Below are 22774 nucleotides of genomic sequence, written 5' to 3'. Positions count from 1 at the left end.
GGCCATATGCCATCGAGGCAGCCGTTTTAGTTTATGTGAGCGGCGAGGGAAAGGTTGTGTTGTTTCTGTGGTATTACAGCATCGAATAACCATAGCTGTTGACAATGGCTTCTATCTTCTTGCCGGCCTTACACATAGGGCACTCGTCAACGGAATAAGAAGCATAGTCGTCGATATCCTTCTTGCTGAACAGAGAGTGAACCTCGTGGCCTGCAACCTCGTCTGTAGCTGAGAAGATAGCTGATATTCCTGAGATGCTTCCACCGTAGTATTCAATACATTCGATGCTCTGCTTGATTGTCTTGCCGGTGGTTGCCGATGCAAGGAGAAGGAGAACGTTCTTGTTCTTGATCATTGGCTGAAGGTTGTCACGGAATATGAGCTGGCCTGAAGAATGAACCTCAGGTGTCATGATGTATATGGTCTGGTGCTGGTTCATGGACACGATACCGTTCTCTGTGAGGGCATTTGCAAGGTAAGCACCGATAACCTCTGTTCCGTCCATGCAGACGATGGTGTCAACGATCGTTGTTGCAACATACTCTGTAGCCATGGATTTGGCAGCAGCGAGAGCCATCTTTCTTCTGCTTTTGATGGTTGTCATATCGATGTATCTGTTGATGTGGGAATGGTTAGTTGCAAAATGTCCGTCAACTACTTTGATGTCCAGTGCATTGTTATAAGACGATGTGATCTTGGTTGTCATGTTTTCCATAGTTTAAATTCTCCTTTTCTATTATTATGTTGTCTGTAAATAAAACAGTAATTTCCTAGACTATTTCCAGCACGGTGTTGACCAGCAGGTCATCCTGTTTTGGATTCATAAAACAGAATCTTATGTATTTGTTGTCAAGTCCGCCTATATCAGCACAGCTTCGTATATAAAGACCCTTTGGCATGCAGTAATCCACCACATCACCCGCGGAAATAGCATCCCTCAGGATACGGATCAGTATGAAGTTGGCGGCCGGTTTGTACAGCTTGATCGACTTGTGGGTGGACAGTGCCGAGTACACAAGGTTGCGCTCGGTTCTGATGAGCTCTCTTGATTCGGCAATGTATTTTTCGTCGGTGAACATGGCGACTCCGGCGGCCTCCACAAGCTTGCCTATCGCAAATGGCAGTCCGGTGATCTCAAGTGTTTTCTTGAGAACAGGATTCGATGTGATCATATATGCCAGCCTGAGTCCGGGAACTGCAAAAAATTTCGTTGTGTTTCGCAGCACGATAACATTCTCGTATTCCGATGTGAGAGGAATGGCAGAATTACTCTCCAGATCATCAACAAAATCCATGTATTCCTCGTCAACGACCATGGTTATGTTATTGCCATCGCATATCTTGGCTATAAATTCCAAAGACTCTGCATCGATTATCTGTGATGTTGTACCATTAGGATTCGATATAAATATAATATCGATGTCCTCTGACAACTTCGATATAAAATCTGCGATGTCGAGGGTGAAATCCTCCTCCTCAGGTGTGGAGTAGTAGATTATCTCACAGCTGTTCATAGAGAGCAGCTTTTCGTAATTCTGTGCTCCAGGTGTTATCAGGATAGCTTTCTTAGGCGAGGTAAATTCGCACAGTATCTTGACAAATTCATAGGAGCTGCCGCCGACGATTATGTCGTCTGTCTTTGCTCCGGAGTATGCGGATATGGCCTCCTTTAATTTCTTTGTGTTGTGATCAGGGTATACTGATAACTGACTCATGTTGTCCGCAATAGCTTTAGTAACAGATTCGGGAACTCCCAGTGGATTCATGTTAAGATCTGCACGAACAGTTTCGACCTGACTGAGGAGATTCTCTGTTTTTAGATTGATAACCCCATTTTTCATAAAAAAACCCCTTTTTCAGTTGTTTTAAGTTATTTTTCTGTATATATTGTTTAAAAAGAGACAATATTTTGTTATAATCTGAATATATGTCTTTTTGTCAATTATACCGATTGGAAGCTTCAAATACAACCACTATGAGTGATTTTTGACAAAAAGACAATAGAAATAGATACAGGAGACCAGACGATGAAGGGAATAGTTGAACAGTATGCTCGTGGTGAGTTTAAGGTTGACAGACCAGCGGTAGCCATATCAGTCAGCAAGATAGAATTGAATATCGAGGCGGGAACTGTGTATGATGGAGAGTTTACAGTGGATTCTTCAAACAGTTGTGCAGTGAAACTGATGGTATACGACAGCCGCTATATACTGGATTTCAAGAGTCACACATTTGTGGGCAGGAAGAACAGAGTCAGCTATTCATTTGACGCCCGAGGAATCGAGCAAGGCAAATCATTCAAGGGTCATATAAATATAATCACTGATGGGGGAGAGTTTATCATCCCTTATCATATAGCTATAGTCGCGCCATATATTCAGGTCGAGGGTAAGAAGCTCGAGGATCTGTTCCAGTTTGCAGCATATGCAGAGGAGAACTGGGAGGATGCCATAAGGATATTCGGAAGCGAGGATTTTGTGCGCACTTTTATAGGCAGGGATGAAAAGCTTCAGAGGGTGTATGACACACTGGGAATGTCACTGTCCATAGGACAGGCCATGGAGGAATTCCTTGTGTATACACACAAGAAGAGGGCACTCACACTGTCCGTGGCTCAGAACGATCTGCTGGTTGAGATGCCATCCGAATTGGTCAGGGCATCGGTTACGATCACCAAGAACACCTGGGGCTACACGAATACCAAGATAGCATCGGACTGCGATTTCCTCATACCTGAGACCAGCGTGCTGAAGTGGAACAGCTTCGATGGCAACACATTTGACCTCAGTTTCCTCATAGATCCGCAGAAGATCCATGATGGGGAGTCATCGGGTTACATTTATATATGGAACACGTATCAGAATATGAGAATACAGGTGAGCATCAGAAAGCCTGAGGTCATCAAGATGACTCCAAAGAGCAGGCAGACGAGATTCACCATCAAGAGGGCGGAGGAGGCTCTGATCCGTGCATATATTGACTTCAGAACGGACAAGATCGATCTGAAGAAGTACATAGCGGAGACCAGGGATGCCCTGAATACCCTTATAAAATACAGACCGGAGTATGGAATGTACAGGCTGGGACTGCTTCATATGCAGATTCTGGAGGGACACACAGAATTTGTCGAGCAGGAATTCCTGAGAATAGATGCGGACGCCAATTTCACCAGCATGGAGGACATGGAGAAGTGTTATCTCAGTTACCTGAAGTCGCTTCTGCGCAGGGAGAAGTTCATCATAGACAGAACTGCTGCCATGGTCAGAGAAAGATTTGAGGCAAATGACAAGAACAGGCTGTTCTATTTCTGGATACTGTTATTTGTGGATGTGAATTATACAGAGGACAAATGGGTTCTCTACGAGGATATACAGAAGCTGTTTAACTCAGGTGTAAACAGTCCGGTAATATACTTTGAGATATGCGACATGTTCAACAAGCAGCCGCTCATGATGAAGAAGATCGCACCGCTTGAGATCGCAGCCCTCAGATGGGGCATGAGAAATGAATTTGTCTCAGAGGATGTCATCGTGGAGTTTGTCAAGACTGCTTCGAGACAGAAGGATTTTGACGAGCAGGCATTTAAGATGCTTGAGCAGATATACGATATGAGGCATGACAGGACGACTCTGGATGCCATTTGCGGAATACTGATCAAGAATAAGATGTACGATCCGTGTTATCACAGATATTACAGTGACGCATCGGACAAGGATCTCAAGTATGTTGGTCTGAATGAATGCTTTATCAGGAGCATGGACAAAAACCACTACGATGAGATACCTGAGGCCATACTCAGATATTTCAGTTACAAGAACGTTTTGACGGACGAGGAGCTGGCGTATATATATGCAAATGTCATCATGAACAAGGAGAACCAGAAGTCTGTGTACAGGGATTTTGTCCCTGCCATTGAGCGTTTTATGGAGAAGATGATACTTCAGGGGAATGTGAGCGATGACCTGACAGTCATATACGATGAATTCCTTGATCCTGATACGGTGAAACCGGAATTTGCCACAAAGCTCATCAACATAATATTCAAGAGAAAGTTCGTGTGTGATAATGAGAATATAACACACATACTGGTATCCCACAGTGAGCTTGGCGGAGAGGTCAAGGTTCCGGTGGTTAATGGTGAGGCATATGTAGAGATAATATCGCCGTCTGCCATAGTCACACTTCTGGATGACAACGGCGGCAGATATGTGAGCACCGTACAGTACAGAATGGAGAGAATCGTAGACGAGAGGAGCTATCTGGACATTTGTCACGAGTACAGTCCAAGGGATTACAGATACCTGTTGTTCCTCTACAACGATATAGATATATTTACACACAGGGATGCAAAGGAGATAAATCTTGCCAGAGATATCGCACTCTGCCCTGAGGTGAGCTACAGGGTGAGACAGGAAGCGCTTACCCATATGGTTGAGTATTATCATGAGAATTTCGATGCGGACATTCTCGGAAAATATTTGTCCAAGATAGATCTGGATTACGTGGATCCTTCATATGCTTCCAGGATAAATACATATTATATAGCTCTGGATATGTATGAGAATGCATTTGAGGGAATGTACAGATTTGGCTATGTGGATGTGGATATAGATGAGCTGATCAAGATAGCCGAGTTTGGAATCGATGACAAGAGATACGATGAGAGCAGGCTGCTCATATCCATATGCGTGTATATATACAGGAGAGGGTACGCCGGACAGAAGATACTGTCATATCTCATCAACAATTACAACGGATCACTCGAGGAGATGGCAAATCTCTTCAAGTCGGTCAATTCAAATTACAGAAATATTGATATGCTGTCTGAGAACATACTCGCACAGATGATGTTCGCGGACGGATATATAGAGTCCATATACGATATATTTGAGGTGTACTATCGCGGCCGCAGCCGAGGCATGGTGGTGAAAGCTTTCCTCAGATATTGCGCGCACCAGTATTTTATAAAGGATCAGAAGATCCCTTCATATATAATGGAGGATCTGTACAAGGAGATCGCCAAGGGCAATATAAAGGACGAGATATCCAGAATGAGCCTGCTGTATTATTTTAGCAACCGAAGTGGACGATACACTGAGGAGCAGCAGGAATGGATCAAGGCAAATGTAAAACAGTTTATAGAATACAGCAAGATACTTCCGTTCTTCAGAAAATTTGAGTCGATCGTAAAGCTGCCAGGGGATATGAGATTCAAGACATATGTCATATTCAAGGGTGAAAGCGGAAAGCAGGTATGGGTCAGCTACAGCTTTGGACAGGAGAGCAGCAGTATGGCAAACTACAAATCCGAGAGGATGAATGAGATAATTCCGGGAGTGTATGTTAAGGAAGTTGTCGTATTCCACGGAGAGTCGCTTGTCTACTCCATCGATGGAGTGGTTGGAACTTCAGTCGTGGTTGAGAGCGACATACTCAAAAATGAGACATTCCATAAGGATGGAAGCAGCAGCTTTGAACTTATCAATAGCATGCTGGTTAGCCAGGAGACAAGAAATGACCATGAGCTCATACAGGCAATGGACACATATCTGTACAACAGCCATTTCTTCGACGCCAATTTGATGTTGCTTTAACTTTTTGATTTTTCACAAGGAGGGGCATAATTTATGTCTGACACACAGTTATATCTGGGTCTGGATCTTGGCCCGGAATATACACAGCTTAGTTATTATAATGTTGACACGCGGGAGCCGGAATCGGTGTACCACAAGGAGGCGAGGGATACATATATGCTCCCTAACATCATGTTCTACAGCGCGTACAACAAAAAGACGGATGACGGACAGAGTGAAGCTTACAAGTTCATAGATCTGGCTGGCTGGTGTGCAGGGGCGAAGGCTTCAGCCTGCAGGTTCGAGGAAAATGGAACGGTTGTGGATCAGGTGTATGAGTGTACCCTGAGAAATGAGAATATAGAAGTTGCGGGGCGTAATTATAAGGCGGGAGATCTTCTTGTGAAGATGATGATACTGCATATAAGACAGTTTACCGAGCAGTTTGAGGGTTTTGTGATAAAGAAACTGACAGTCACAGTGGCTGACACAGATCCGCGCATCATAGCTGCAGTCAGAGGACTTAAGTCGGCACTCCGTCTGACCCATGACCAGTTTAATATAGTGAGCCATCTGGACAGTGGCCTGTGCTATATATTTGCACAGCCTGAGCCGCTCAGGAATAACAGCGTGGGACTGTTTGATTTCGGCAGGAGCGGGCTGGATTTTTACAGGATAGATATGACAAGGAAATATCCTTTGATAGTGACCGTTGAGCATGTGAACTTCCATGACAGGATGAACATGAAAAGATTTGGAAAATACCATGAGGATATGGATGAGGCATTTGCGGATATAGTTAAGGAATGTATGTCACAGGTGTTTATATCCTCTGTATTCCTCACGGGAATAGGATTTGCTGACAACTGGATGAAGCAGTCGGCTGCGGTTCTGTGTCAGGGCAGAAGGGTATTTGTTGGACAGAATATATATACAAAGGGTGCATGTTACAGATCGCTTGGCGGTGTGTACACGGAGGCGCTCAGCAGATATTTTATAGATACGGAGCAGACGGTCAAGACAAATATCGGAATAAATCTCATGGATGAGAAGAAGACGTTCTGGCCGATAGCATACGGCGGGCTTGAGTGGTTCAACACCCGCGGAAGCATAGAGGTATTCCTCGACAACACAAGAAGGATACAGATCGTATACCAGGATATACTGACTGAGGAAGAATGGCGGGAGACTGTGGAGATATACGGACTTCCGGCGAGACCAAAGAAGACGACAAAGCTGTCGATATCCGTGGAGTATTATGGTGCGGATAAGGGCGCGATAGTCATCCGTGATCTTGGATTTGGAAGTTTGTATCCTACCACAAATAAGATATACAGAAAAGAATTTGACATAGAAGCCATCAGGAGAAAGCATGCGGAGAAGCTTGAGGCAGCGCGAAGGGAAGAGGAGCTCAGGATACGCATGGGTGACACCGAGGAACTGAGAGGCGAAGATCAGGCGGTGGAGCATGGTAATGCAAAGACGGTGGAAGCCGAGCCGGAGGTACATGAAGAGCCTGTGGTATATTACGGAACAGCGTCACCTGTGGAGCCGGAGCCTGTGGAAGAGCCGGATGATTTCGGAACGGAAGCAGAGGATGTTGTGGAAGAGACTGACGACGATGCGGCGGATATGACGGAGGCTGAAGAGTTAGAAGATGATGCGGTCTCTGATCCTGAGAACATTTCAGATGAAATTGATGATGACGAAACGGAATCAGTGGATGCTGCATATGAGGTAGATGATGACGAAACGAAATCTGTGGATGCTGCATATGAGGTAGATGATGACGAAACGAAATCTGTGGATGCTGCATATGAGGTAGATGATGACGAATCAGAATCAGATGACATTACAGACGATGCAGATGACAGCAAGACTGAGATCGACGAGTCAGAGCCGGACGATGAAGAAACCATAGATGAAGAGGATCTGGATGACGAAGATTCCGATGAGTATGAGCAGAGTGCGTTCAGCATCCCGTCATACCTCAGAGGACAGCATTTTGATCCGGGAGAGTGATACACATATGAGTGGAATTATTATTTGTAAGACAAAGACAGCGGACAATCCGTACACATTCCTCAATACGAAGATAACCATATATTCATATGAGGAGCTGTGCTACTACATATTCAACAATATGGTGCTCATAGGTAAAGACGACCTTGCGGACAGACTCAGCAACTGGCTGAGAACGGCCATAGACATGGAGGATCTTGCGGACAAGATAGACGCGCTCAATGCCAAGAATGCGTATATCCAGGATATCATGGTGGAGATACTTACATTTGGTGAGTTCTACAGCAAGGATGAAGTGAAGGAATTCATGGACGAGTGCAAGAGGATCAGGACTCTCAAGCCGTATGAGCTGGACAAGAAGAGAGCTGACAGCTACATGATGTACAAGCATTACATCAAGGCTGACGCCATATACGATGACATCATAGAGTACAAGGAGTCACATGGTGAGTACGATGAGTTCCTTGGAAATATATATCACAACAAAGGCGTTGCGCTGTCGGGCAATCTTCAGCTTGAGGAGGCAAAGGATGCTTTCATCAGAGCATTTGCGCTGAATAAGAACAATGAGTCATTGATAGAATACTTCTGTGTAATGGCGGTGACGGTGGACACGGCGACACTCCAGAGGGAGATAAGAAAGCGCGGTATGCCGGCCGGATTCCTGGACGATCTGATGAACGAGATCGCTGATTCAAAGGAGGATGTACATGAGATGTCCATATACAACAAAGTCCAGAAGGCTGTGTACAACAGAATGCACGGCGACATAGAGGACTATGACAGGCGTATGAATTCCATCCTGAGTGCACTCAAGGATCAGTTCAGAAACCAGATAGGATGACTTTGTGCTTGACGTACAGCCAGCCTATGTTGTACTATCACAATGAATAAAGAAGATATATGCAAATGCTGTGACGAAGAGGAGTAGCATGTGGAGTCAGACAGAGAGAATGGTTCGTGGGCTGTGAGACCGTTCCTGACAGAGACTTGTGAAGGTAGCTTCTGAGCTGCATGGCTGAAAGATAATTAACAAGGATAAGCCATGCCGGGGCGTTCCCGTTATAGGATAAGATGAGATACAAAACAAGGTGGTAACGCGAATATTTACTCGCCCTTCTGACAGAATGTCCGGAGAGCGGGTTTTTTTGTGCAGTGCATAGGGAATAAGAAAGCTCCGGGGTAAAAAGTCCGGTCCGGATTTATCAAACAGTAAGAAATCAGTAACAATAGAAAGGAAGAATGAGATGAAAGAGTTAGAGAAGACATATGATCCTTCCCAGATAGAGGACAGACTCTACAGAAAGTGGGAGGAGAAGAAGTATTTCCACGCAGAGGTTGACAGGAGCAAGAAGCCATTTACGATCGTAATGCCACCTCCAAATGTAACAGGACAGCTCCACATGGGACATGCCCTGGACAATACCATGCAGGATATACTTATCAGATTCAAGAGAATGCAGGGCTACTCAGCACTGTGGCAGCCTGGTACAGACCACGCAGCCATCGCAACCGAGGTCAAGGTTACAGAGAAGCTGAAGGAGCAGGGAATAGATAAGAAAGAGATCGGCCGTGAGGAGTTCTTAAAGCATGCATGGGCATGGAAGGAAGAGTACGGCAACCGTATCGTGAGCCAGCTCAAGAAGATGGGTTCATCCGCGGACTGGGACAGAGAGCGATTTACCATGGACGAGGGATGTTCCAAGGCTGTCAAGGAAGTATTTGTGAGACTGTATGAGAAGGGCTACATCTACAAGGGCTCAAGGATCATCAACTGGTGTCCTGTATGTAAGACATCCATATCAGATGCAGAGGTTATCCATGAGGAGCAGGACGGCTATTTCTGGCACATCAACTATCCTGTAGTTGGGGAGCCTGGAAGATTTGTCGAGATAGCAACAACAAGACCTGAGACACTTCTCGGAGATACAGCTGTTGCTGTAAATCCTGACGATGAGAGATATACAGATATAGTTGGAAAGATGCTGGAGCTGCCACTTACAGACAGACAGATCCCGGTTATCGCAGATCCATATGTTGACAAGGAGTTCGGAACAGGCTGTGTAAAGATCACACCTGCCCACGACCCTAACGATTTCGAGGTTGGAAAGCGTCATGGCCTCGAGGAGATAAATATACTGAACGATGATGCAACCATAAATGAGCTCGGAGGCAAGTATGCAGGCATGGACCGCTACGAGGCAAGAAAGCAGATGGTGGCAGACCTTGACGCACTGGGACTTCTCGTAAAGGTAGTTCCGCACAGCCACAACGTAGGAACACATGACAGATGTAAGACAACAGTAGAGCCAATGATCAAGCCTCAGTGGTTTGTCCGCATGAAGGAGATGGGCCAGGCAGCTCTTGACATCATCAAGACAGATGAGCTCTCATTTGTGCCTGAGCAGTTCGACAAGACATACATCCACTGGCTTGAGAATATCCGTGACTGGTGTATATCAAGACAGCTCTGGTGGGGACATAGAATACCTGCATGGTACTGTGACGAGTGCGGTGAGACCATCGTCAGCCGTGAGACTCCTACAGTATGTCCAAAGTGCGGATGCACACACCTTACACAGGATGAGGATACACTTGATACATGGTTCTCATCAGCACTGTGGCCATTTTCAACACTTGGCTGGCCGGACAAGACTCCGGAGTACGAGTATTTCTATCCTACAAGCGTGCTTGTAACAGGATACGACATCATATTCTTCTGGGTAATCCGTATGGTATTCTCAGCACTTGAGCAGACAGGCAAGAGCCCATTCAAGCATGTGCTGATCCACGGACTTGTAAGAGACGACCAGGGACGTAAGATGAGTAAGTCACTTGGAAATGGTATTGACCCGCTTGAGGTTATAGATAAGTACGGTGCAGACGCCCTTCGTCTGACACTTATAACAGGAAATGCTCCTGGAAACGACATGCGTTTCTACTGGGAGAGAGTTGAGAATTCCAGAAACTTTGCAAATAAGATCTGGAACGCAACACGTTTCATCATGATGAACATGGAGAAGGCAGATTTCACAAATGTGAAGCTGTCTGACCTGACAATAGCTGACCGCTGGATTCTGTCCAAGGTCAACACACTTGCAAAAGAGATGACAGACAACATGGAGAAGTTCGAGCTTGGTATCGCTGTATCCAAGGTATACGACTTCATCTGGGAGGAGTTCTGTGACTGGTATATCGAGATGGTTAAGCCTCGTCTCTACAACGATGAGGATGAGACAAAGGCAGCAGCACTCTGGACACTTAAGACAGTTCTGATCCAGGCACTTAAGCTTCTTCATCCATACATGCCATTCATCACAGAGGAGATCTTCTGCAACATTCAGGACGAGGAGGAGTCGATCATGATCTCCAAGTGGCCTGAGTACACAGACGAGTGGAACTTTGAGGCTGACGAGGCCGCTGTTGACACTATCAAGGCAGCAGTCCGTGCCATCAGAAACCTTCGTACAGGAATGAACGTACCACCTAGCAGAAAGGCAAAGGTATATGTCGTATCTGCAAAGGAGGACGTGAGACATATATTTGAGTCATCAAAGAGCTTCTTTGCCACACTGGGTTATGCCAGCGAGGTACACGTTCAGGAGGACAAGACAGGAATCGATGAGAATGCAGTATCAACACTGATCCACGATGCCGCTGTATACATTCCTCTTGAGGAGCTTGTGGATATCGACAAGGAGATCGAGCGACTTGAGAAGGAGGCTGCTAAGCTTGCCGGAGAGATCAAGCGTGCATCAGGAATGCTTGCAAATCCAAAGTTCGTTGACAAGGCCCCAGCCGCAAAGGTTGAGGAGGAGAAGGCAAAGCTTGCCAAGTACACTGAGATGTCTGAGCAGGTTGCCGAGCGTCTTGCACAGCTTAAGAAGTAATTATAAGGTCCCGACAGACGGAATTGGCTTTTCGCCTGCCGGGATCTTCGTTTTTATTGTGTCGATGAGACATTTCCTTCATATCATATAACAGAAGAGGTTTTTCTGTCGGTATGAAGGAGGTGGAGAAATGGGATTCACAAGTATTCCCATACGTAACATCATACGTGAAGCTGTTGCAAGGGGCGGCATAATAGTGGATGTCAGGGACCGCGATGAATTTCTGGAGGGACACATCCCCATGGCGGTAAATATTCCATTTGAGTTGATAGAAGCGAGGGAGTATACTCTTCCCAAAAGCAAATATCTGCTGGTATACTGTGCTCATGGGGTGAGCAGCATGAAGGCTGCGCTCATCATGAGCGAGGATGGATACAGAGTTATCAACACGGTGGGAGGCCTGGCGCAGTACAGAGGCCCGCTCACAAGACAGAGATAGAACAAATATACAACCCACAGAAAGGGCAGGAAATGAGTAGAGTAGAACTTATAGCTCCATGTCATTTTGGACTGGAGTCGGTACTGAAAAAAGAAATACTTGATCTTGGATACGAGATAGTCCAGGTGGAGGACGGAAGGATCACATTTGCCGGAGACGAGAGTGCGATTGCAAGGGCAAATATTTTTATAAGGACAGCCGAGCGTATCATGCTTAAATGTGGCAGCTTCAAGGCCGCCACATTTGACGAGCTGTTCGAGGGAACAAAGGCCATCGCCTGGGAGAAGTATCTGACAAGGGATGCAAAATTCTGGGTGTCCAAGGCGACATCAAACAAGAGTGCACTCTTCAGTCCATCGGATATACAGTCCATAGTCAAGAAGGCTATGGTTGAGAGATTGAAGCAGACATACAGAGTGTCATGGTTCACGGAGGATGGTGCAAGCTATCCGGTGAGAGTATTTATATTCAAGGATATAGTGACCATAGCACTTGACACGTCAGGTGTGTCACTTCACAAGAGGGGATACAGAAAGCTGGTTGGAAAGGCTCCTATATCGGAGACGCTGGCGTCCGCGCTGATCATGCTCACGCCGTGGCACAGCGACAGAGTCCTTGTAGATCCGTTCTGCGGAAGTGGAACATTTCCGATAGAGGCGGCCATGATAGGCGCACACATCGCACCGGGAATGGACAGGGAGTTCACGGCCCAGGAGTGGTCCAAGATCTGTGACAAGAAGATATGGTACAATGCGGTGGATGAGGCTCATGATCTCATAGACCGCGATGTGAAGATGAACATACAGGGATATGATCTGGATGGCGATATGGTGAAGTGTGCCATGGAGAATGCCAGGGCAGCAGGAGTGGAGCAGCACATCCATTTTCAGCAGAGGGATGTGAAGGATCTGAGAAATCCGAAGAAGTATGGATTTATAATCACAAATCCACCTTACGGAGAGAGACTTGAGGAGAAGGAGGCTCTGCCTGAGTTGTACAGGACCATCGGCGAGAGCTATAGGAATCTTGATGACTGGTCAATGTTCCTCATCACATCGTATACGGATGCGGAGAAGTATATCGGCAGAAAGGCTGACAGAAACCGCAAGATATACAACGGAATGATAAAATCATATTTCTATCAGTTTATGGGACCAAAGCCGCCTAAACGAAGGAGAGAAGAAGCTTGAAGAAATTTGTATATATAATTCTGATCCTTGCCATAGGTGCTCTGGCGTATTACGGAACAAAGGAGCCGTCGGGACGTCTGGAGAAGAACGAGGAGGATCAACACGCAGTTTCCGGCATGTCTGAGAAGCTTGCGGGCGATTACAATGAAGCGGGACTCACACTGTATGTAAATGGCAGTGAGGTGGAAGAGGACGAGTACAAGCCGTATGTAAGCAATAATCTTCACCTTATGATGCCGCTGAAGATGCTCAAGGATAAGATGAAGTGCACATACATAGAGTATGTGAATGGCAGTATCGTGATCAAGAGGAATGAAGGAGTCGCCAGACTGGTGCTTGATTCCCAGGATGCAGAGCTGGACGGCAAGGACGTGAAGATCGCGGATGCGCCGATAAAGAAGGATGACGAGACATTTGTCCCTATAGAGTATATAGCGGACACGCTTGACTATACATGTGAGTACAATTATGACACAGGCCGTGTATCCCTGCAGAAGGTCGGTGAGGACAGTAAGCTGCCGGCCGCCTACGACATGAGAAAAGAGGGCAGGGTCACAGAGGTCAGAGACCAGGGAGACTCGGGAACATGCTGGGCATTTGCGTCGCTGGCTGCGCTTGAGACAACTCTTATGCCGGATGAAAAGCTGCAGTTCTCTGTGGATAACATGACCATGAACAACGGATTTGGCGTTGAACAGTTTGAGGGTGGCCAGTACAGGATGAGTATTGCATATCTTGCATCCTGGAAGGGACCGGTTCTCGAGAAGGATGATCCGTACGGGGATGACAAGACGAACTCCAAGCTTAAGGCCGTGAAGCATTTGCAGGAGGCGGAGATAATTGACGACAAGAATCTGAAGGCTGTGAAAGAGGCAGTGTACACCAAGGGCGGTGTGGAGACTGCGATATACAGCGATATGATAGATGCCGACAGTAGCTCGGAGTATTACAACGAGGAGACTCATGCGTACTATTATGATGGTTCAGAGGGAATCAACCACGATGTGGTAATAGTAGGATGGGATGACAATTACAGCAAGAACAACTTTAACAAGGCGCCGAAGAAAGATGGTGCTTTTATCTGTAAGAACAGTTGGGGAACCGAATTTGGCGAGGATGGATATTTCTATATATCATACTATGATGCGCATATTTGCGAGACCAGTGTTGTGTACACCAGACTTGAGGGTGCAGACAACTACGATAAGATATACCAGTCGGACAAGCTGGGCTGGGTAGGAGTTCTTGGATTTGACCAGGAGGATGCCTATTTTGCAAATGTTTACACGGCAGGCAAGAGCGAGGAGCTCGAGGCTGTGTCATTCTATGCTACTGATGCAAAGACGACATATGAAGTATATGTGGCTACAAATTTTGAGGACACTGACGATCTGGCAAATAAGAAGCTTGTCGCGTCAGGCGAGATGGAGTACGCAGGATACTACACGGTCAACCTGGATGATGTGGTCAAGCTCCCGGATGAAAAGAAATTTGCGGTCATAGTACATATAACCACGCCGGGCAGCAAATACCCGATAGCCATAGAGTATGATGCGGATTCCATGACCGACAGCTTTGACATCTCCGATGGAGAAGGCTATATAAGTCTGTATGGAAATCAGTGGTACAGTGCGGAAAAAGAGAGAAAATGTAACGTCTGCCTCAAGGCATTTACGGATAAGACAGAATAAACAGGAAGTGTATGTAAGCTGTGGGAAAGGAGAACTATTATGGATAAGCTGATATTTGCAACGGGAAATGAAGGAAAGATGAAGGAGGTCCGAATGATACTTGCTGACCTCGGATTTGAGATACAGTCCATGAAAGAGGCTGGGATCGATATAGACATAGTGGAGGACGGACAGACATTTGAGGAGAATGCTCTGATCAAGGCGAGAGCCATCAGCAAGGAGAGCGGATGCCTGGTGCTTGCGGATGACTCAGGACTTGAGGTCGACTATATGGACAAGGCGCCTGGCATATACAGCGCGAGATTCCTAGGCGAGGACACATCGTACAGGATAAAGAACCAGTACATAATAGACAAGCTGGCCGGGGTTCCAGATCCTGAGAGGACAGCAAGATTTGTATGCGCTATAGCAGCAGTGTTCCCGGATGGAAGCGAGTACACAGAGCGCGGAACCATAGAGGGAATCATAGGCTACGAGGAGCGCGGCGAGAACGGTTTCGGGTATGACCCTATATTTTACCTTCCAGAGCTGGGCAAGACCACTGCGGAGCTTGATCCTGAGGAGAAGAACAAGATCAGTCACAGGGGAAATGCACTGAGACTGATGAAGAACGTCATCAGAGCGCACAGGGAGAGTAAGTGAGAATCAGGAATAAATCAGTTAATGATCAGTGGGATCGATGGATTCTCGTTAGGAGGAATAGATGAAAGTACTGATAATAAGTGACACTCATGGCAAGAGTAGCTGCTTAAAACAGATACACGATATAGTTGGCGACGTGGAAATGCTGATACATCTCGGAGATGTTGAGGGAGATGAAAAGCTGATACATGATCTGTTTGACTGTGAGATCCACATGGTGAGGGGCAACTGCGATTACAACCCGGAGCTCCCGATATATGACGAATTCAACATCGGAGATAAGAGGGCATTTATAACGCATGGACACAGGTATGGTGTGAACAGCGGTATTTCATATCTGGAGGAGCTTATCGACACGGAAGGATATGACTTCGTAATGTATGGACACACCCACCGCCGTGACCTGACGAGCTACAAGGGTTCATATATAGTGAATCCGGGAAGTCTGGCTCTGCCGAGGGACAACCGGATTGGAACGTATATGCTGCTTGATTTTGACCAGCACGGAACGCCGTTTTTTGCGCAGAATGAGCTGCCGAGGGTAGAGTCGAATGTGTCAAGTTTTCGAAGAAAATTTGACATGTAGCATCAGCCCTGCCGAAGGTAGCTTTAAATGGCTGATGTTCCATACCGGAGGAGAAGAAGAGGAAGAAGTTTTTTGAGGATCTGTGGGGATAGAGCAGATATAAAGGTAGTATAATTGGTGCCGGGCACTTCATTGTGATGTAGGTGTCCGGCATTTTTGAGTATGGGAAGGGGGATACTTGTGGAGTTTGGCTTTTGCAGTTTGTATGGGAAAGGTGATAGGGGAATAAGCAATTTTTTTAAGGAGGCAAATAACAAGGATGTTCTGGGGCTCAGACCGATGAATAACAGGATCTCGGAGATACTGTTTCCAGAGTGTACGACACTTATGCCTAACCTTGTATATATATATTATCTCAATGCCATATATCATGTACTTAAAGAAAAAGGATCAGAGGATGATGTTGATTATTATGAAAGAATGATCAGTCATCATATAGTTGAAAAACATCGTGAGGAGTGCAAAGGAAAGGGATTCTTTGATGATGCAAAGGATCGCGCTTACAAGAAATATAAGAATAAGATGAAGATGCTGCATTATCTGGACGAAAAGTATTCGATAAATGGTGTATGCTTATTGGACATACTGAAAGAAACAGACCGATATAAATTTGTGAAAAATGTGATAGATAATGTTGAAGTTGGCTCAGATGTAGAGGATCTTACAGATTATGAAAAGGACTATATCTATAGCCCGGGGAAACTGGATGAAATAGAGAAACTGGATTATATAAGGCGGGTGTTGATGCCGGATGATGATAGAATATGCAGATATTCATATACATCAAATATTATCGCCAGTTTCCTAGCACCTGTATCAAATAAAAAAGATGTACTAAGGGAAGATTCTGTATCAAAATTATATAAAGAAGGTAAAGAGGGTAAATTCAAATATGAAAAACTTGAAGATTTACTTGAAGAGTTAAAAATAAAACCAAAGAGTAAGTATCTTTATGAATTTGAAAAAATTGACAAGTATGACAAGTATGGCGAGAGTATAGTAGGGAAAGATAATGGATTTTATATGTATGAATATCTTCGCCAGTCCCAGATATATTCTATTATCCAGTATATTGCCAAGCTCAGTTATAAATGGCTGCTGTTCAGCAGAGATGACGATAAACGTAAATCATATGAAGAAAAAATCAGATCTGAGATTGCAGTATATTTCGAGATTAGCACTGAAATAAAAGAAGAAAAAATAGAAAATTACTGGAAAAAGAAATATGAAGATTGTAAAAGTTTTATCAGTCAGGGGGAAGACGGGGATTTAGGTGAATGCTGGGATTTTATTAATAAATTAACCATAGAATTGGAGAAAGACATAAATACAAGTGATATAGAGAAAATTGCCAGTATCGTGGAGGAAAGAGAGAAACACGTGCAGGGGGCTGCGTCAAAATTAGGCACTAATCTAAGAAATATAGAAGACACAGAGGATTATATAGACACATTCAGGTGGGAGTATCGTCCTACAGAAAGTCAAAACAGATATCCGGGAACCATAACCATGTGTGTAAGCTATTATATATCAGAATTGTTTTATAATTATATAAAATGGGAGTAAATATGGAAAATATAGAGGATATATACTTATTGGACAAGCTTCGTCCACCAAAGGGATATGAAACCACGGGCGCATTGCTGTGCACATATAGTATTGATGCAAAAGCATTGTTGTCGGCACTGTTATATATGAGGGATATACCGGCAAAGGGTATGGACAGTGGTACAAGTCTGTCGATCACAGAGCGGTTGAAGATGCTGTTCGATAAAGGTATCGAGGACATGAAATGGATGGAGAAACACATAGGATTTGTATGTAATAATGGCTATGACAAAAGCTCGGCCTCCACGATGTATCAGTATACAAGACGATTTATGGCGTATTACACGATTTCGCTTGGAGAGCGCGATCACAGTTTCCATCCCAAAATGTATCTGGTGAAGTTTGAGAAAAAAGATAAGACGGCCGAGGGGGCAGATACATTGTTCCGATTGATTATAGGCAGTATGAATCTGGTGAATTCACACAACAAGGAATTTGCTGCATGTATGGAGCTTGAGGCGTACAGAGAACAGGACGTGCCTGAAACAGACAGGGACAAATATGTAAAACTGAAAGGCACAAAAGCTGATATATCAGGTGCGATAGATAGATTGCTTGGATATGAAAGAGAAAACGGCAGATCGGATAGTCCATATATCGACAACCGTAATATAGGCGAGGTAATAGAGAATCTTGCTGTGGACTCATATTACTTTAAAAAGGATGAGCTCCCGGAGATCACAGCATTTGGGGAAGCTTTCCCAGGTACAGAATTCAAAGATATGCTAAAAGGGGCAGATCACATTTTTTCACCGTTTTTATCAGAAAGTTTTCTGAGAGAATGCCCAAAGAAAACTAACATATATACTATGGAAAATGAACTGACAAAGCTGGGGTATGAACGTTGTGCTGAAAAGCAGATAGTGGAGGATGATGACAAAACTGACAGCCGCCAGTTCTTTGTGTATGAGATAGAGGAGAATCAGGTAAACAGAAAACCATCAAGTTCACATTTTAAGGCATATCTGTCAGATAAAGATCAATGGGTTTATGTGGGATCACTGAATTTTTCCAACAGAGCATTTGGAAATAACAGAGAACTGGTGGTGAAGCTTCAAGATATAACGGAACAGCGGTATGACTATATAAAGACAGTTTTTCAAGAAGATTATAGACTGTATACATATAGAAAAAGACCCCAAGGCACTGAGTCTGAAGAGTATGAACTCGATATAGATAGTGAGTTTAGAAAATTGGCACTACAGATAAGCCAGATGTATGCTGTGAAATTCAGCCAAAGTGATAATTATACGCTGACCGTTTGCAGGACCGGGATTGCGACGGCGCAAGAGAAGGATAATGTCGGTGAGCTGATCACTTCGATCAATGAGGGCCTGACTACTTTTGAAAAATCTATAGCAAAGCGAAATATCCCAGAAGAAAATAAATTCGTGAGGGATGAAAGTGCTGAATACGATCATATATCCGTAAAGATATGTCCTGTCGATTATCCGGAAAGAAGTGAGAATCTGCTAAAAATCACATTTGCTGATGAGATATCGGAAGATCCCAATTCTGATGTTCTGGAGACTGATATATCCTGGTCAGGACTTAACAGGAGAAAAGCAGGGCAGCAGTTTATCCTGACACTTGAATATAAGAACAAAGAATACGCTCGGGCAAACATACATATATGCTGGTGTGCTCAGACCAATGATAATGATGGAGACGAGACAGACGCGGCAGATAATCTGTTAGATGTGCAGAGAATATTGATATATGAGAAAATAGCAGGTTTGTTAAGCAGCAGAAATTATAAAGACAGCAGTATAGATAAGCCGGAGAATGACTCTGATGATTCTGGGAAACGGCTGGGCGTTAAGGAGTATGAGTGCTATATAAGAAATTGTATTCCTACGTTAGAAGAGCTGATTCAAAGATGTATAAACGAGAAGAGAAGCCTGGATTCAGTTCTAACAGGGTATAAGAATCGTGTGAAGTCCATATACGAAGTGCATGCGCTTCGAAATAAAGGTATGTCACAGGAGGAACAGGCAGAAATTGCATGTATGGATAAAAAGCTGGTCGAAAATATGATGGCGCAATTCGAATGCTTAAAAGGGGAAATTGGATATTATGGGCAAAGAAAAGACAGAAATTGAATATACAGATTATCAGAAACGTGCTATAAGAAGGATCGTTGACAGTTATATGGGAGAGTGTACCAGCGGAAGATTTCTTCTTGCAGATGAGGTGGGCCTTGGAAAGACTATTATTGCGAGGGGCGTCATCAGGTGCCTTATGTGTAAACTCCTTGAGCAGGAAATTGCCGGCAAGTCTGGAGAACAGATAAAAAACGAAGCGGATTATTATTATTTTAATGTTATTTATATATGTTCCAACACGAATATCGCCAAGCAGAATGAGGAAAAACTCGGACTTGGTAAAAATGAAGACGAGGGGTGGACGAATCGTGCCAGTTGTCTTTCGGGGAAAGAGTTCAATTCATCTAAATATGAAGTGGAATTTCAAGCGGTACTTCAAGATTATTATAAGGTATATGGAAATGATCACACATATGAATCTTTGGGCAGAGTCAATGCATTGAAGACCAGACTTAGAATATTGCCAATGACACAAAGGACATCTATCGATATAAAGGGACGGGGCAAGGTAGAAGAGAGAGAATATCTGTATAGACTGATACGGGCTTTTTCTGATGATGAAATTATTTCAGCAGAAGCAAGTCGGGGAAATGAAGATTTTGAAAAGATGATGGGTCTGTACATGACCAAGTGTAAGTGTGATGAAGAGTTTAATAAAGCATGTAATATTATCAGGGATAGCCGTAATGGTGATGAATATGAAATAGAAAACTTTTATAATACCTGGCAGATCGTAAGGAAAGGCTTTGCGGAGATCACGATGGACTGGCTGGACTGCGGGCTGGTTATTATGGATGAATTCCAAAATTTCAAGGAGATCATAGGTCAGGCTTCAGATGATGAGGAAAGTATCATAAGAAAGGTTCTGGAACAGGAGTCTGATGGGGAAGACAGAAATCCATATGTTCTGATGTTGTCTGCAACTCCATTTAGGATGTATATGAGTAAAAATGCAGATCAGGATGAGACGGATACCGATACAGCAGGCACGGAAAATGCAAGTATATATGATGTGTGCCGCTTCCTTGAAAAAGGAGGGGGAACAAATGGTATGTCTGTAATTTCAAGTTCCCTTGAGGCTTATAAGACTGCACTTGAAAAATATTCACGATCGGACAGAGAAAGCAAGGAAAATGTTCTGGAAAAGAAAAACGCCTTTGAGAGGCAGATGGGATCAGTGTTTACCAGAATGGAGAGAATCAATGTGCTACGTGAATTGAGAGAAGACTGCACAGACGCTGAAGATACTGATAAACAGGAAATCGGATGTGGTGGGATTAAAGCCCTTCTTGATTATACGAATGAGCTTGTTGAATATGATACAGGCAATGGCAGGTATCATATAGGTACAGGTACAGCGACAGCATATGCTGAGAGAATCCCATATGTTCTCTCGTTCATGAATCGAGGGAACAAACAGGCCGGCGGCGATGATGGCTATAAAATTAAACGCAATTTTGATGAAGATGTTGGCGCTGGAAAAATAAGATATAAAAATAATTCAAAATGTTATATTCTTGAAGATGATTTTAAAGATATGTCCAAAACACTAGGGGAATGGCATGGAGTTTATGAGAAGGTGTTGGAGTATATTCTGGACATAGAATCTCTGGATATCGATTCTATGCTGAAATCTGGTAAGTATAATGGCATGACAAGGGAGGATGTACTTCTGAATCATCCAGGAGCAGCCAGACTTCTGTGGGTTCCTTCTGTGGTCGGTTGGAAAGAGCTTAAAGGTGCATTTGCAGAGCACAAAAACTTTGGCAAGACCGTTATGTTCTCAGACAGAGTTGTTGTACCGAGAGCTATGGCATGGCTTATCAGCCGAGAAGTGACACGGAGACTTATCTGGTGGATATTGAAACAGGAACAGGATAAGAGTATTACGGAGAAAGAACTTCAGGATTTTCAGGAAAGTGCAAAGGACATACTAGAACAAATATTAGAACAAATACTGGGCCTGGTGGCTGGTTTCGAAGAAAATCCGGAGCGGGGTAATAGTGGTGATGAAGGTATAAAAACGGTTGAAAAGATATTTACGACATCAGAGTCAGGTATGTTTGCCGTGTGGTCTGAGATGGGACTGCCGATAAAAAGGAATAAAGAAGGTTTTGCCCTTAGGGACAGTGGAGGCACTTTACAGATGGATGTGGATAGTCTCAGACAGTCTATAAAGGATTACTGTGAAGAAGGAAAGCTTCAGTATGTATTGCAAGAGCTGAAATATATAGGGAACACGGCATTCTTGTCAGATTGCCATAATGTACATAAGGCAACCAAAATCAATATTACATTGTATGAACATACAAAAGATGGCAGACTTCAGATATCCAGGACAGGCAATGAGCAGAAAAGGGCGGAAAGTCGCGTAGAGACATATTATGCGCGATGTATAGGAAGCAGTAATGACGACGATAAAGTGAGTAGTATATCCAATCTTCAGGCTGCGTTTAACTCGCCATTTGCGCCATTTGTATTTGCTACGACCTCTATAGGTCAGGAGGGACTGGATTTCCATAATTATGCGGATCGAATAGTACATTTGTCTATTCCAGCCAATCCTACTGATTTTGAACAGAGAGAAGGCAGAATAAACAGGTATAATTGTCTTGCGGTGAGAAAGGCTGTTATGGAATGGTATGGCAATAAAGAGGAGACCAGGATATGCACTGATGATATAACAAAGCTTCTGGATAATGCATTTGAGGCTGCAAAGGCTTCGTTGTGCGAAGAAGGCAATCAGAAATTAAATTGTGGCATTATACCACACTGGCTTGTTGCCAGAAAAAGAGATGGAAATAAGCTTGAGGTGGCTGGAATAAAAAGACTGGTGCCGTATTTCTACAACTCATCTATGATGGAGAAGTATCATAATATGCTCAAGCTGCTTCAGTTGTACAGATCTGTTATTGGACAGGCGGATGCAGACGAACTGCTGGAGAGACTTATGGTCAACAAAAAAGAGGCAGATGTGCAGGAGTTATATGTAGATTTCTCTCCGTACAATGAGCGGTTGCAGAATTAA

At 44.2% G+C, this 22774-nt stretch carries 14 protein-coding genes and 1 other annotated feature; of the genes, 12 read left to right on the top strand and 2 right to left on the bottom strand.

Features of this window, described 5'->3' with window-relative positions; translation table 11 throughout:
- Positions 1-73: 73 nt before the first annotated feature.
- Positions 74-715 carry a phosphoribosyltransferase gene (locus tag DWW70_RS05820; protein ID WP_022217543.1) on the bottom strand — a complete coding sequence of 214 codons (642 nt, stop codon included), beginning with the start codon at positions 713-715 and terminating at the stop codon, positions 74-76.
- A 55-nt stretch (positions 716-770) separates the two neighbouring features.
- Positions 771-1841 (bottom strand): pyridoxal phosphate-dependent aminotransferase, encoded by a 1071-nt coding sequence (locus tag DWW70_RS05815; protein WP_117875107.1) that lies wholly within the window; start codon positions 1839-1841, stop codon positions 771-773.
- A 186-nt stretch (positions 1842-2027) separates the two neighbouring features.
- Here DWW70_RS05815 and DWW70_RS05810 point away from each other — a divergent pair, with 186 nt between their 5' ends.
- The 12 genes from DWW70_RS05810 to DWW70_RS05755 all read left to right on the top strand — a co-directional run bounded on the left by DWW70_RS05810 (position 2028) and on the right by DWW70_RS05755 (position 22774).
- On the top strand, positions 2028-5594 hold the full coding sequence (locus DWW70_RS05810; RefSeq protein WP_022217545.1) for a DUF5717 family protein: 3567 nt from the start codon (positions 2028-2030) through the stop codon (positions 5592-5594).
- A 33-nt stretch (positions 5595-5627) separates the two neighbouring features.
- Positions 5628-7595, top strand: a complete 1968-nt coding sequence (locus DWW70_RS05805; RefSeq protein ID WP_118649452.1) for a DUF5716 family protein — start codon at positions 5628-5630, stop codon at positions 7593-7595.
- A 7-nt stretch (positions 7596-7602) separates the two neighbouring features.
- The gene (locus tag DWW70_RS05800) at positions 7603-8439 is read left to right on the top strand and encodes a hypothetical protein (RefSeq protein WP_118649451.1); all 837 of its coding nucleotides are present in this window, start codon (positions 7603-7605) and stop codon (positions 8437-8439) included.
- 61 nt (positions 8440-8500) lie between these two features.
- Positions 8501-8717 (top strand) — a binding site (T-box leader).
- 125 nt (positions 8718-8842) lie between these two features.
- Entirely contained in the window at positions 8843-11485 is a 2643-nt protein-coding gene (locus DWW70_RS05795) for a valine--tRNA ligase (RefSeq protein ID WP_118649450.1), read from the top strand.
- Between the two features lie 130 nt (positions 11486-11615).
- Positions 11616-11924, top strand: a complete 309-nt coding sequence (locus DWW70_RS05790) for a rhodanese-like domain-containing protein (protein WP_117875111.1) — start codon at positions 11616-11618, stop codon at positions 11922-11924.
- A 32-nt stretch (positions 11925-11956) separates the two neighbouring features.
- Positions 11957-13114 carry a THUMP domain-containing class I SAM-dependent RNA methyltransferase gene (locus DWW70_RS05785; protein WP_117875113.1) on the top strand — a complete coding sequence of 386 codons (1158 nt, stop codon included), beginning with the start codon at positions 11957-11959 and terminating at the stop codon, positions 13112-13114.
- Positions 13111-14805, top strand: coding sequence for a lectin like domain-containing protein (locus tag DWW70_RS05780; RefSeq protein WP_117875115.1), 1695 nt, complete (start codon positions 13111-13113; stop codon positions 14803-14805). The genes DWW70_RS05785 and DWW70_RS05780 overlap by 4 nt, the downstream gene beginning before the upstream one ends.
- A gap of 39 nt (positions 14806-14844) precedes the next feature.
- Complete coding sequence (locus DWW70_RS05775; RefSeq protein WP_022217550.1) at positions 14845-15447, top strand: XTP/dITP diphosphatase; 603 nt, start codon at positions 14845-14847, stop codon at positions 15445-15447.
- 61 nt (positions 15448-15508) lie between these two features.
- On the top strand, positions 15509-16033 hold the full coding sequence (locus tag DWW70_RS05770) for a metallophosphoesterase family protein (protein WP_117549689.1): 525 nt from the start codon (positions 15509-15511) through the stop codon (positions 16031-16033).
- Positions 16034-16213: 180 nt separating this feature from the next.
- The gene (locus DWW70_RS05765) at positions 16214-17599 is read left to right on the top strand and encodes a hypothetical protein (protein ID WP_117549687.1); all 1386 of its coding nucleotides are present in this window, start codon (positions 16214-16216) and stop codon (positions 17597-17599) included.
- Positions 17600-17601: 2 nt separating this feature from the next.
- Positions 17602-19743 carry a phospholipase D-like domain-containing protein gene (locus DWW70_RS05760; RefSeq protein ID WP_158576523.1) on the top strand — a complete coding sequence of 714 codons (2142 nt, stop codon included), beginning with the start codon at positions 17602-17604 and terminating at the stop codon, positions 19741-19743.
- Complete coding sequence (locus tag DWW70_RS05755) at positions 19718-22774, top strand: helicase C-terminal domain-containing protein (RefSeq protein WP_118649448.1); 3057 nt, start codon at positions 19718-19720, stop codon at positions 22772-22774. The genes DWW70_RS05760 and DWW70_RS05755 overlap by 26 nt, the downstream gene beginning before the upstream one ends.

Source organism: Coprococcus sp. AF16-5, from assembly GCF_003479365.1.
In the GTDB taxonomy this organism is placed as follows: Bacteria; Bacillota; Clostridia; order Lachnospirales; family Lachnospiraceae; genus Coprococcus; species Coprococcus aceti.
This window is presented reverse-complemented; position numbering and strand designations above follow the sequence as displayed.

Excerpts from the sequence above, each read along its gene's own strand:
- DWW70_RS05820 (WP_022217543.1), bottom strand. The coding sequence starts at position 715 with ATGGAAAACATGACAACCAAGATCACATCGTCTTATAACAATGCACTG.
- DWW70_RS05815 (WP_117875107.1), bottom strand. The coding sequence starts at position 1,841 with ATGAAAAATGGGGTTATCAATCTAAAAACAGAGAATCTCCTCAGTCAG.
- DWW70_RS05810 (WP_022217545.1), top strand. The coding sequence starts at position 2,028 with ATGAAGGGAATAGTTGAACAGTATGCTCGTGGTGAGTTTAAGGTTGAC.
- DWW70_RS05805 (WP_118649452.1), top strand. The coding sequence starts at position 5,628 with ATGTCTGACACACAGTTATATCTGGGTCTGGATCTTGGCCCGGAATAT.
- DWW70_RS05800 (WP_118649451.1), top strand. The coding sequence starts at position 7,603 with ATGAGTGGAATTATTATTTGTAAGACAAAGACAGCGGACAATCCGTAC.
- DWW70_RS05795 (WP_118649450.1), top strand. The coding sequence starts at position 8,843 with ATGAAAGAGTTAGAGAAGACATATGATCCTTCCCAGATAGAGGACAGA.
- DWW70_RS05790 (WP_117875111.1), top strand. The coding sequence starts at position 11,616 with ATGGGATTCACAAGTATTCCCATACGTAACATCATACGTGAAGCTGTT.
- DWW70_RS05785 (WP_117875113.1), top strand. The coding sequence starts at position 11,957 with ATGAGTAGAGTAGAACTTATAGCTCCATGTCATTTTGGACTGGAGTCG.
- DWW70_RS05775 (WP_022217550.1), top strand. The coding sequence starts at position 14,845 with ATGGATAAGCTGATATTTGCAACGGGAAATGAAGGAAAGATGAAGGAG.
- DWW70_RS05770 (WP_117549689.1), top strand. The coding sequence starts at position 15,509 with ATGAAAGTACTGATAATAAGTGACACTCATGGCAAGAGTAGCTGCTTA.
- DWW70_RS05760 (WP_158576523.1), top strand. The coding sequence starts at position 17,602 with ATGGAAAATATAGAGGATATATACTTATTGGACAAGCTTCGTCCACCA.
- DWW70_RS05755 (WP_118649448.1), top strand. The coding sequence starts at position 19,718 with ATGGGCAAAGAAAAGACAGAAATTGAATATACAGATTATCAGAAACGT.